Below are 11,390 nucleotides of genomic sequence, written 5' to 3'. Positions count from 1 at the left end.
ACACCTCCGGAGCCAGTCGACCCGTTCCCCGCCCGACCGGTCGAATCCTGGTACCAGCGGGGTTAGCGGGACAAGATGTGTCCATGTAACAACAAGACCTTGGGTATCGGCGTGGATCTCCTTGGGGGCTGCCTCGCTCTCCTGCTCCAGCAGCCCTTCGATGATGTAGACCGCCTCCCACACCCCGCACGGGACGAATCTGGAGAAGAGCGCGATGTAGTTGTCGGCGATGTGGTGGTAGGCGATTCCGCCGTAGCCGCCGTAGCGGATGTGGAACTCGGCGATCAGGTTGTCCACGTAGATGTCGTACTTGGTGCCGTCGGCGGCCACCGCGTTGCCCTCCCCCCACAACTTGGGCAGGTCTAGGCGCAGATAGGCGTTGACCACGTCGGCGATCGCCTTATTCAGGCCGGCCAGCGTGACGTGCTTGCGCACCGTGTAGGACAGTTCGTGTGCGCTGATGCGACCGCCCAGATGCCGGGCAGCCTGGGCGGCGCCCAGGTTGCAGCCGTAGGTGAAGGCGACCAGCAGGTAGCGCTCCAGCGGGTCGGCCAGCTTGGCCTCCGATCCCGACAGTGGCCCGAAGTGCCGGAACCAGCGCAGGTGCCGGGTGGTCCGGGTCAGAATCTCCAGCAGGGAGCGTTCTGGCAGCCGGTCTTTGACGGCCGTGGCCAGCTTAAGCGCCTCGGCGCTGTGCCCTGCGGACTTACGGGCTTTGAGCGAGGGCCGGCCCCGCTCGTCGATGAGCAGGTCGGCGTTGTCCGGGTAGCCCGCGTCCACGGCCGCGGCCACGTCCTTCATCCGCATCTTCAACTGCTCCACGAACTCCGAGGCTGTCGTGGGCAAGCCGACCTCGGCACAGTAGGTGGCCAGGTGTGGCTGGCAGTCCTCCCAGCTCAGCAGCTGGGACTGCCAGTTGGCGTAGGCCTCCGAGCCAACCGCCGCCACATCGCCGCGCACCAGTTCGTCCGCCAGGCAGGAGAAGACGCAGATTTCGAAGTGTCGGCGCACCAGCTTGCCGGGGCGGCGCTTGTCGGCGATCACTTTCTGCCAGGCCTCCGGCGCGAAGGAGACGTCCACGTGCTTGCGCACCGTCACGGTGGAGACCTCGCCCGTCGTCTCATCGACGACCTCCTCCTCGGCGGTGTACTCGTCGCCGATGAGCTCGCTGGTGCGGGTGGCGTTGGTGCGTACGAACTCCAGCGCCTCCAGCAGCCTGCGGTCCGTGCTGGCCGGCTCCAGCACCAGTACGCCGGCCAGGCGCAGCAGCAACCCGCGGTGTGAGCGGTAGAAGCGGTCCAGCAGCGGCAGGTAGTTGTCGCCGTGGAAGGCGGCCAGCGCCTCGTGCTCAGCTATCAGGCTGGTCAGGCCGCCGTTGGTCTCGATCGTCTCCAGCAACGCCCGGCCGGTCTCGTGCCGGTGACGCACCGCCGTCCACGGGTTCGGCGCGTTCCTGGCCGCCAGGTCGACCTCCTTGGCCGCGCTCAGCAGGTCGCCGAGCACCGCCAGCATCCGCTCGTTGCGCTGGCGCTGCTCGGCGCGGATGGTCTCCAGCAGCTCGCGGGCCTTGTTGTGCATGGTGTTCATCCGCTTGCACAGCATGGTCACCAGGTCATCACGGGCCCTCACCCGCGCCTGGTGCAGCAGACATGCCTCCAGCACGATCCGCTTGACCTCGCCGTAGTCGCGCATCTCGGCGGCGTCCAGCGCCCGCGCCTCGGCCGCGAAATGCGCGATCTTAGAAGCGGGCACCCCCTTCAGCCACGCGTCGCTGGCCCCCGCCATGCCATCCAGCCAGGCCAGATGGTCCAGCTGCAGGCGCAGCTTGGTCACCGTGGCCCGCGGCGCGCTCTTCTTGGCCCGGTCATGGCCGCTGCGGCCGGTGGCCGGATCCACTTTCAGCATCGCCAGCAGGCGCGCGTGATCGTCGAAGCCCATACGGCCGTAGGCGAGGGTGAAGATGCCGCCGTTGACCTCCGCGCGCACCTGAGAGGCCAAATCATCCAGAGTGGAGAACGCCGGGAACTCGCAGCTGTTCTTGGCCAGATCCTCCAGCGCCACGTTGATCAGATCGGCCGGGTGGTCCTTGGTCTTGGCCGCCAGCCGGATCGCCTGCTCGGCCAGCTTGCGCGCAGCGGCCTGATCGCCGTCCAGCCCCAGCCGGGCCCGCACCAGCGCCTTGTGGTTGCGTCCCGTCCGCTCAGCCACGTCCGTCATGCCGACCTGCTCCGGCAGACCCAGCTCATCCCGTACGTGCTCGATCACCTGAGCCGGGATCTCGGCCAGACGCGGGAACCGTCCCAGCCGCTGACAGCACTTCAGCCACACCATCAGCGACAGCCGGGTCTCATCGCTGTCGGTCATCTCCCGCGCCCAGTCCATCTCTGCCAGGCTCGGCGAGTACGCCGCACGCAGTTCGCGCTCGGAGATGGTCCGCTTGAACCGCGGGTAGGCGGTCTTGTCGATCGAGGCCATCAGGCACAGCCTTCCCCAGCAGCCCCGATCACCACAGAATGGGTCGTACTGTAGCCGACCAAACACAATGCGCGAGACGGAATGCGGAATCTAGGGTCGGCACTCTCCCGCGTCCCGAGAAGCGGCTTCCGAGATTACGCGCCACCTGTCACGGGAAGTCGGCGCCGGGTACCGAATGCCCTCAACCCGGACCCGCAGGAGGCACGCCTGACGTTCTCAAGATCGACGCATGGCCGGTTTTACCTGTATCTCGGCTGGACCCGGGACCGGCCCGCCCGCGTCCTGTACTGCCTCGGGCTGCGCGCCGAGGAGTCCACCGACCGCGCGAACCAGCCGCCCCTCATGATCAACCAGTCCTGGTCCTCCAGCATCCGGACGATCACCCGCTGGCTTCCGATCCACACCTGGTCCATCCGCGACGTCTGGGAGCAGATCAAGGCCGCCGGACTCCAGCCGCACGCCGCCTACAGCTGGCGACTTGGCAGGCTGAGCTGCGCCATCTGCATCATGGGCAGCCTGGACGATCTGATGCTCGCCGGCGCCCTCCTGGGCGGCCTGCTGGAGGACTACCGGCTTGCGGAGGCTGAGATCGGCCACCGCTTCACCCTCGCCGTGTCGATCGGGGAGATCGCCGCCGCGCTGGCCACCGCCCGCGCCGAAGCCGCCGGCGACCCGGCCGCGCCGGACCTGGCGCTCGCCCTGTACGAGATGGTCCGCCAGTGGATCGCCTCCACGCCGATCGCCCGCGGCGAGGGCGTCACCAAGAAGGGCCACCCGTGCGAGCCGTGGCCCGAGCACAAGGTGTCCGGCCGGGCCGAGGCGCAGACCATCCGTCTCCTGCAGGCGGCGCGCCGCGCCCTGGTCCTGGCCGCCGACGTCGACGTCGACGTGTCCCACTACGTCGCGCCGCCGGTCGATGACGCCATGCTGGAGATGCTGTGCGCGGACTGATACGCGAGCTGGGCGTCACCGAGGACGCCTGCCAGCGATGGGGACACGGGCGCGTGCACGCCTGGCGGTACGCCCGGCTCGGCGGCTTCCGCAAGGAGCGATACGAGGTCGGCCCGGTGAACCACCGCATCGCCCGGGACTGGACAATCGCCCGGCACTACAGCGGGTCCTGGCCGCAGGTGCGGCTCACGTACGGCCTGTACGACCTGTGGCCGCACCTGGCTGACGAAGAGCACGGGCCCGAGCCCGACGTGCTCGACCTCGGCATGCCCCGCCTGGTCGGCGTGGCCGCCCTGTCCGTGCCGCAGCACGAGAAGGTGCTGCCGAAGACGTTCGCCAAGCTCGTCCCCAATGAAGAGTCGCTGGAACTGGGCAGGTTCGTCGTCGGCCCGTCCGTCGCCGGGAACGGGGAGTCTGAGCAGAGTTGCGCCGTGCGCACCATCTGAGGACGCCCGCATCCGGCAATCACGCCTGGGCGCCTTCGTCCCTCTCGCTGGACGAGTTCTATCACATCGGCATCTGCCGGACCTTTCGCTACCTCCTCTATACCGTGCGGCGTTGAACGTGCTACACCTTTGATGTATTGGGTGCACCATCAAGCGCAGCAGGCGGAGGCGAGATGGCAGGCTCGGAACGGGACCACGAGGCGCTGGCGACGCCGATTCGAGGCCTGGCCACGCTCCAGGTGGTTCCTGGAGTGCCGATGCTGCGGCCAGCCGAGGTCGTCTTCGAGAAGCTGCTGGACGGCTACACAGATCACCAGCAGGCCCGGAATCTGCAACCGGACACGATCGCGAGCCGGGTGAAGACGGTGCGGCAGGTCCGAGCGTTCGCGGCCGCCTATCCGTGGGAACCGGCATGGAATCACGTCCTATTCGACCGATGGTCGTCCATGCTGGCCGAGCAGGTCGCGGCCTCCACAATGAGGATGTGCCAGCTCAGGCTCAAGAACTTCCTCGAGTACTTCACCGACGCGGCCTATGAGTGGCCGCGGGTGTGCCTGGAGCTGTTCGGCACCTTCCCCGCTCAGGTGCTGCACGAGTTCAATCGCGTACGCCACGTGCAGGAGTACATCGGCCGACCAAGCCGCAACCGCCCGCTGTCGCGGGAGGAGGTGCGCCGGTTCTTCGGCCAGATCGACCCGGAAATCCAGCGTCTTCGCGCGGCAGGCCACAAGGGAGCCCTGACGGCGGCGCGTGATCTGGCATTGTTCACGACAATCTACGGGTGGGGGCTCCGCCGAAAGGAGGCGGCCCTGCTGGAGGTCAACGACTGGCGGCGTCAGGCCAAACTACGAGAGTTCGGCGATCATGCTGGGCTTGCCGTGAGGTATGGCAAGGCCAAGGCGGGCCAGCCGCCGCGGCGGCGCATGGTGGTGTCGGTATGGCCCTGGGCGGTCACGACGATCAGTAACTACCTGACACATGTCCGCCCGCTGTACTACGAGGACCGCCACGACGACGGCGCCATGTTCCCCACCGAACGCGGTGACGTGCTCTCGCCCCGGTCGGTCAACGACCGCTTCGCGCACTGGCGGGCTATGGGAAAACTGCCCGAGGCTTTATGCGTCCACTGCCTGCGGCACACCTACGTCACCAGGCTTATCGAGGCCGGCTACGACGCTCAATTCGTCACCGAGCAGGTGGGACACTCCCATGGAGCCACCACCGCGATCTACACCGCGTTGACCAGCGACTATAAGAACACCAAGGTGCGGGAGTTCCTGGACGCCGCCGAGCAAGAGGCGCTGAGCACGGCCTTCGCCCAGGCCGACGCCGAAGCCGAACTGGACCAGCCAGCCGACGATCCGTCTCCCTCCACCACTCCAACGGGCAGGAAACGCACATGATCAAGGCAGTCCCCGACCCCGAGCCAGACGACGAGGCGACGCTGGCTACCTTGCAGCCTCGCTACGAGTGGCGCCTTCGCGAACTCATGGCGGTCCGCAAGAACTGGTACACCACCACCAAACTCATCCCCGAACTGCGGAAGCACGGCTTCGTCTTCGACCGCAGCTCCATCTTCCGGCTGGTCAAGGCCGACAAGCCGCCGAAGATGCCGATCGAACTGATCCTGGCGCTGTGCAAGATCCTCGACTGTCGGTTCGAGGACCTGGTCGTTCCGCTCGAGCCCGACGACCAGGCCACCACCACGGGCTCGCAACCGCCAGCACGGCCACGCCAGCCCCTGCCCGAGGGCCCGTTGTTGCCTGCCAGCTTCTTCGACGCCGAGAGCTGACCGACGGCCAGCGATGCCAACACCACGCCGAGGACCTTGCGACGAGTGCGGACAAGACCGGTCCTTCGCCCTGAACACCCGTGCCCGCAAGCTGTGCAACGCGTGCTACAAGGCAACCCGGCCCAAGGAGCCGTGCGCCGGCTGCGGGCGGATGGTCGTGCCGGCCGCACGCACCGACCAGGGAAGCTTCTGCGGCACGTGCCACAGTAAGGCCCACCCGGAGCGATGCGGAAGCTGCCAGCGCATCCGGCCGGTGACGGCCCGCCGCAGCGGGCAGCCCTTGTGCAACCACTGCTGGGCGAAGTGGAACAAACAACCGTGCTGCGTCTGTGGTGAGCTGCGCATCGTCGCCAGGAACACCGCCGATGGCCCGCTCTGCCGCCGTTGCCGCGATCGGGCCGCTCCGCCCGCGATGTGCTCGGGATGCGGGAAGACGGCACGCATCAAGCTCAAACAGGACAACCTGTGTTCGACCTGTTCGGCGCGGCTGCGAGCACCGGAACCGTGCCGCGATTGCGGGAAAATGCGGCCGGTCGTGCTACGCGACGACGCCGGTCCGCAGTGTGCGAGCTGCTGGCGTGCGGCCCACCGCTTCACCTGCTCCAGCTGCGGACAGCTCCGCGCCATCATCGCCAACCGCGACAACCGCCGCTACTGCGGATCCTGTTGGGCGCGGCAACGGCCAGGTGTCCGGCTGTGTCACGACTGCGGCCGTTACCCGATGGTCGTGGTCTCGCCCCAATACGGGCATCCCCGCTGTCGAAGCTGCTACGGCAAGCTACGCCTGCCCTGTGCGCGGTGCGGCCTCATCGCCAGGGCCGAGCGTCACTGGCCCGAAGGGCCCGTGTGCCTGGCGTGCGTGGATGCCGTCCGCTTCACCCACGCTGTCTGCTCGAGCTGCCGGCAAAGGCGTCCGGTTTACCGTCACGACGAGCACGGCCCCGTCTGCCCCGAGTGTACCGGCGTTCGCTTCACCTACACCTGCGCCAGGTGCGGCGACATGGGCAGGATCCATGCCCGCCGCACCTGTCCGCGGTGCACGGCGGCGAATCTGCTGCAGTCCGCCCTGGCATCCCCCTCCCAGGCCGCGCGCCGTCTGGAGCCTCTCGCCGAGTTCCTCCAGCAGTACTACGACAACCCCTACAGCCTCATCGCCTTCCTCAAAGGGCGGGGCGGAGCCTTACTCAGGCGGCTGGCCGCCGGTGAGGTGGCGTGCAGCCATCACGGTCTCGATCAGCTCCGGCAGACCCGGAGCGTGTCGCACCTGCGGACGCTGCTGGTCTTGTGCGGCCTCCTGGAGGACCGAAACGAGCAGCTCGCACAGGCCCACCTCCGGCTGCACCAGACGCTGGCGGAGATCCCTCACGAAGGGGATCGCATCGTCCTCGGGCCGTTCCTGCGCTGGTACCTGCTGCCGTTCTTGCACAACCGCACCGGCGCCGACGGCACCCTGTCCGGCAGCGTCCGCTACGTGTTCGGCCAGTTCACCACCGCTCAGGGCTTCCTCGATCTGCTGCGAGAGCAGGAAGCCAGCTTGAGCGACTGCCCGCAGCATCTGGTCGACCGCTGGTGCCGCGACCGCCCCTGGCAGCGTGGCGACCTCAAACGCTTCCTCGTGTGGGCCGGCGCCCGCGCGGTCTCGCGCCCAGCGGGATCGGCGTCGCCGCGATGACCATCACCGAGGACCGGTCGATCATGCCGGACACTGAGCGCGTCCTGCTGGCCGTCCGGCTGGAAGAGGACGACAGCATCGCGCTGATCGACCGCCTCGCCGGGTGCCTGGTCCTGCAGTACGCCCAGCACGTCACGCGCATCGCCCGCCTGACCACCCAACAGGTGACCACGCATCCCCAGGAGCCTGGCGTGCTTGGGCTCCAGCCCGGTACGGACCCGCTGTGGCTGCGTCCGCGCCTGTCCAGGATCCTCGCGCTCTACCTCGACGAGCGCGAGACAGCCGGCCAGGGCGCGGCCTCGCCGTACCTGTTCACGGGACAACGGCCAGGAAGGCCGATCTCCGCCGAGACACTCACCGCACGGTTGCGTCAGGTGGGAGTCCCCAACGCTCGCCGAGCTCGCAACGATGCTCTGCTCGCGATGGTCGACCAGGTGCATTGGAAGCTCGTGGCCGATCTGCTGGGAATCTCCGACAGTGCTGCCTTTCGCTGGCACCTCGCCAGCGGAGGTGACCGGGCCAGCTATGTCGCCAGCCGCATCCGACTGAGCAGGCCCGCCGGTCCCGAATAGCCGGCCGGGGAACATGGGAAGCGCTTCTCATAGGTAGCGACCGTCATGCCAGACCAGCGCTCGGTGGACGGCGTTGAGCGCGTCCGCCTCGCCGGCCACGCGTACCAGCGTGCCGCCGTGCAGGTGCTCACACGTCAACGCGAGCGGAGTCAGGAGGCCTCCAGGTGTGGCGCACTGCCCGTCGTGTGCTACTGCGCGGCGAAGGGCCGCAGCGCGCAGAAGTCGGCGAACCCCTGCTCGCCCAGCAGCCGAACCGCCATCTGATGCACGGCCGCCATCACCTGGTCGGGCAGCTTCTTGTTGATGACGAGCTGGTCGATCACCATGTCGAGGACGGCCATGGTGGCGGCGTCCGGGTCATTGGAGCGGGCCGCGTCCAACGCCGTCGCACGATCAGGCCCAGAATCACCGCAACGTGCGTCAGCGGCTCCAGCACATCCAGCGGCAGATCGGTCGGCAGCTCGCACACCACGCGGCCGCGGAACTTCAGCGGGACGTCTCGCTCACCGCGGCGCTGCGCTCCGCGGCGATGGCGGCCAAGCGCTCCATCGCGCTCAATGTCTAGGTCGATCATCATCCCCGAGGTCCTCCAGACCGTGCGGGCAGGTCGCCGGGCACCGTAGACCAGTCGGGGCTTTGCGTCGCCCAGGTTCTCGCGCTGCTGTTGAGCCTGATCAACATGGGCGCCATGGTCGCGTTCATCGTGCTGTACCGCCGACGGGCACGTGGACGATGCCCCTTATGCGAGTTACGCTCCGCTGGCTACTACCAGTCGGGGGATTATCATCAGCTCGTACGGGGGGGCAACCATGAGCTACACGCTGTTATGCGGCAGTTTCGTCATCAGGTACCCCGATCTGCCACGTCAGGGCCCGGAGCTCGACGGCGACACCGTCAAGTTCCTGCCCGACTCGCCGGGCCTGGTCGAGGCGCTGCCGCGGCGCTCCGGCCGACCGCCGAACATCAACGCCCGCGGCATCTCCGTACGGCTGGAGGCCATCGACGCGCTGGAGACGCACTTCGCCGAGACCCACCAGGAGCTCGACGGGGCGAACGCGGCCCGTGACGAGCTGCTGCGCCTGCTCGGCTTCACGAACGTGCGCTTCTGGGAGGACCTTCCGAACAAGGTGCGCTCCGCCGACCAGGACTCCATCCGCGGCCACGTGCTCACCAACGGCATTGACGCCAACGGCCGCCTGATCGCCTTCGTCTACGCCGGGGACCACCCAGGTGCCGACGGGGCCTCCCTGTTCGTGGACCCGCCGCTGGTGGATCACTCCGTCAACGTGCAGTTGCTGGCCGCCGGGCTGGTCTACCCGGCCTTCTACGCCACGCTGCCCGCCGAGCTGCGCACGCATCTGGCGGAGGTGCCGCAGGCGGCCAGGCGCAAGGCCGTCGGCATCTGGCCGCGCTCGACCGCCGACCCCAACGGCGCAGCCACCGTACGGGACCTGGACGGGCTGGAGCGGCTGGTGATCTGGCCGAAGCTGTTCAGGCGGATCGTGCCGTACCTGGCGGCGGGGTTCACCGACTTCGACGGCTTCGATGCCTGGCTGCGCGCGGACCCGGACTACCGGGACGACGAGCTGTTCCTCATCCCCCGGCTCGAAGGCGGCAACCTGCACGACGTGGTCAGAGGGGCGGGGCAGCAGATCCAGCTCACGATGTGGCCGGAGGACGCAGCACTGTACGCGCAGGGTGCATTTATGGTGCGGGGCTCCGAGTCACAGCAATGGGACCCGCTGGGTGCTCAAGTCGCAAAGCGGGAGGCCAGGGCCGAGGTGGAGCCGCATGCGTCGACCCTGACGATCTTCATCAACGATGAGAATCAGCAGCGGGCCGTCGAAACGGCGGTGAAAGACTGGTTGGCAGCCCAAGGCATCGAGATCTTCTATAAGGGAGATCCCATCATTGGGTCCTTCTGGAAGACGATGCTGACCCGGGTCAAGAAGGGCGCCGAGGAGCACCTCGATGACGGTGCCGCGCTCGCGGTGCGAGCGGCCGGACTGTACGGTCTCGACAACCGGCAGGCCGAGGTGAACCAGAAAGAAGCCGAAGCCTTCGCCAAGGTTATGGAGGCAATCGGGACCTTGGATTCGGCGATCATCCACCACGGGACGCTGCTCGTGGTCAAGCACGCAGGCACGGTCGTGCGCCGAGAGTTGAGCCAGTTGGAAGTGGAGGCGCTGCGTCGGAACCCGATCCTCACCACCCGCCCGGACATCATCCTGACGGCACTGCAGCGCCATACGGAAGTGCTGGCGTTGACGGCTGAGGCTCCGCCGTCCGAACACAACGCGAGCTAGTTGCCGAAGCCGATTAGCCGCCACCGTCGATGGGCCACATCAAGCGACAGCCCCAGGCCCGACGAAGCCTCAACCTGGTAGTGCCACACGTCCAGCGGAGCGTCGAACGGCATGTCTTCCCGCCACCACTCCCGGGTAGTGGCCCACGTCTGCAGGACCGTGCCGACTTCGTACGCGGCGGACGAGTCTGTAAGACTGCTGTCACCCGGTACACGCGATTGCGTTAGAGCAGGTCAGAATCCCCGTGGAGCAATGCTTGAGATCTCTGGATCACCGGGAAGGGTTGTACCTTCCCGGTGATCATGTGATTCCAAGCATGACCGACGCGCCAACGTCGGCCGGAAAGACACACCCGTGCTCACCGTAGTCCCTGACCCCGCCGGCGGCGACCACGCCGCCGCCATGCCCGCCCCGACCCCGGCGCTGATCGACGAGCTGGTCCGCGAGGGAGCCCGCCGGATGCTCGCCGAAGCGCTCAAGGCCGAGGTCGACGCCTACATCGCCGCCTTCGCCGACGAACGCGACGAGGCCGGCCGCCGCCTGGTCGTCCGTAACGGCCACCACCAGCCCCCGGCAAGTGCTGACCAGCGCGGGCGCGATCGAGGTCCGTGCCCCGCGGGTCAACGACAAGCGCATCGACGAGGCCACAGGTGAACGTCGGCGCTTCTCCTCGGCGATCTTGCCGCCGTGGTGCCGCAAGAGCCAGGCCATCACCGAAGTGCTGCCGCTGCTCTACCTGCACGGCCTGTCCGCCGGCGACTTCGTCCCTGCACTGGGCCAGTTCCTCGGCACCGGCACCGGACTGTCGGCGCCGGTCATCACCAAGCTCGCCGAGCAGTGCAAGGCCGAGCAGCGCGCCTTCGCCGCACGGGGAGGTGGTCCTGCTACTACCAGGAAGTCCCGTCCGATGGAAGAGGCGCCCCTGAACGACGAGGCCTCGGCGGCCGAGCATCCATGGCGACATACCTCGTTGAAGGGAACAGCCATGAAGACGCTCATCGTCTACGCCCACCCCGAGCCGCGTTCGCTGAACGGCTCTCTGAAGGACCTGGTGGGCCGGGACTCTACTGGTGAGTATTAGCGCTAGTGCTGTGACCGGAAACGATCACCGGGTTGGGTGAGGGGTTCAGGCTGCCGGTGTGAGTGGTCGACCGCCCCAGCGGAGGCCTTTCTCAC

Annotated in this window: 11 protein-coding genes and 1 pseudogene; 9 read left to right on the top strand and 3 right to left on the bottom strand. The window is 67.7% G+C overall.

What is annotated here, in order from left to right:
• Positions 1-2,475: Tn3 family transposase (locus AB0I79_RS62645; protein WP_357896038.1), on the bottom strand; the 2,475-nt coding region annotated here is incomplete at its 3' end.
• An 81-nt stretch (positions 2,476-2,556) separates the two neighbouring features.
• Here AB0I79_RS62645 and AB0I79_RS62640 point away from each other — a divergent pair.
• From AB0I79_RS62640 to AB0I79_RS62625, 4 genes are all read left to right on the top strand, one after another.
• Complete coding sequence (locus AB0I79_RS62640) at positions 2,557-3,426, top strand: phosphoadenosine phosphosulfate reductase family protein (RefSeq protein WP_357896036.1); 870 nt, start codon at positions 2,557-2,559, stop codon at positions 3,424-3,426.
• Positions 3,414-3,872 (top strand): hypothetical protein, encoded by a 459-nt coding sequence (locus AB0I79_RS62635; RefSeq protein WP_357896033.1) that lies wholly within the window; start codon positions 3,414-3,416, stop codon positions 3,870-3,872. The genes AB0I79_RS62640 and AB0I79_RS62635 overlap by 13 nt, the downstream gene beginning before the upstream one ends.
• A 173-nt stretch (positions 3,873-4,045) precedes the next feature.
• Positions 4,046-5,275 carry a site-specific integrase gene (locus tag AB0I79_RS62630; protein ID WP_357896030.1) on the top strand — a complete coding sequence of 410 codons (1,230 nt, stop codon included), beginning with the start codon at positions 4,046-4,048 and terminating at the stop codon, positions 5,273-5,275.
• Complete coding sequence (locus AB0I79_RS62625; RefSeq protein ID WP_357896027.1) at positions 5,272-5,664, top strand: helix-turn-helix transcriptional regulator; 393 nt, start codon at positions 5,272-5,274, stop codon at positions 5,662-5,664. The genes AB0I79_RS62630 and AB0I79_RS62625 overlap by 4 nt, the downstream gene beginning before the upstream one ends.
• Before the next feature lie 105 nt (positions 5,665-5,769).
• Here the strand turns inward: AB0I79_RS62625 and AB0I79_RS62620 are convergent, their stop codons facing one another.
• A complete protein-coding gene (locus AB0I79_RS62620; protein WP_357896024.1) occupies positions 5,770-6,117 on the bottom strand; it encodes a hypothetical protein in 348 nt (115 codons plus the stop codon).
• A 547-nt stretch (positions 6,118-6,664) separates the two neighbouring features.
• On the opposite strand from AB0I79_RS62620, the gene AB0I79_RS62615 reads away from it, so the two are divergent.
• Complete coding sequence (locus tag AB0I79_RS62615) at positions 6,665-7,336, top strand: hypothetical protein (RefSeq protein WP_357896021.1); 672 nt, start codon at positions 6,665-6,667, stop codon at positions 7,334-7,336.
• Positions 7,333-7,908: a hypothetical protein gene (locus AB0I79_RS62610; RefSeq protein WP_357896018.1), complete on the top strand. Its 576-nt coding sequence runs from the start codon at positions 7,333-7,335 to the stop codon at positions 7,906-7,908. Before AB0I79_RS62615 ends, AB0I79_RS62610 begins: the two co-directional genes overlap by 4 nt.
• Before the next feature lie 188 nt (positions 7,909-8,096).
• Here AB0I79_RS62610 and AB0I79_RS62605 read toward each other — a convergent pair whose 3' ends face one another.
• Positions 8,097-8,288, bottom strand: a complete 192-nt coding sequence (locus AB0I79_RS62605; protein WP_357896015.1) for a hypothetical protein — start codon at positions 8,286-8,288, stop codon at positions 8,097-8,099.
• Between the two features lie 35 nt (positions 8,289-8,323).
• Here AB0I79_RS62605 and AB0I79_RS62600 point away from each other — a divergent pair, with 35 nt between their 5' ends.
• The 3 genes and pseudogenes from AB0I79_RS62600 to AB0I79_RS62590 all read left to right on the top strand — a co-directional run.
• The gene (locus AB0I79_RS62600; protein WP_357896012.1) at positions 8,324-8,473 is read left to right on the top strand and encodes a hypothetical protein; all 150 of its coding nucleotides are present in this window, start codon (positions 8,324-8,326) and stop codon (positions 8,471-8,473) included.
• A 160-nt stretch (positions 8,474-8,633) separates the two neighbouring features.
• Positions 8,634-10,214: a hypothetical protein gene (locus AB0I79_RS62595; RefSeq protein ID WP_357896009.1), complete on the top strand. Its 1,581-nt coding sequence runs from the start codon at positions 8,634-8,636 to the stop codon at positions 10,212-10,214.
• Positions 10,215-10,616: 402 nt separating this feature from the next.
• Positions 10,617-11,076, top strand: a pseudogene (locus AB0I79_RS62590) (transposase); the annotation flags it as partial.
• Positions 11,077-11,390 lie beyond the last annotated feature (314 nt).

Origin of the sequence: Nonomuraea sp. NPDC050202, assembly GCF_040656115.1 — a bacterium.
Classification (GTDB): Bacteria; Actinomycetota; Actinomycetes; order Streptosporangiales; family Streptosporangiaceae; genus Nonomuraea.
Note: the sequence above shows the minus strand (reverse complement) of the source record. Positions and strands in the feature narration are given on the sequence as shown.

Excerpts from the sequence above, each read along its gene's own strand:
- AB0I79_RS62630 (WP_357896030.1), top strand. The coding sequence starts at position 4,046 with ATGGCAGGCTCGGAACGGGACCACGAGGCGCTGGCGACGCCGATTCGA.
- AB0I79_RS62640 (WP_357896036.1), top strand. The coding sequence starts at position 2,557 with ATGCGGAATCTAGGGTCGGCACTCTCCCGCGTCCCGAGAAGCGGCTTC.
- AB0I79_RS62625 (WP_357896027.1), top strand. The coding sequence starts at position 5,272 with ATGATCAAGGCAGTCCCCGACCCCGAGCCAGACGACGAGGCGACGCTG.
- AB0I79_RS62610 (WP_357896018.1), top strand. The coding sequence starts at position 7,333 with ATGACCATCACCGAGGACCGGTCGATCATGCCGGACACTGAGCGCGTC.
- AB0I79_RS62615 (WP_357896021.1), top strand. The coding sequence starts at position 6,665 with ATGGGCAGGATCCATGCCCGCCGCACCTGTCCGCGGTGCACGGCGGCG.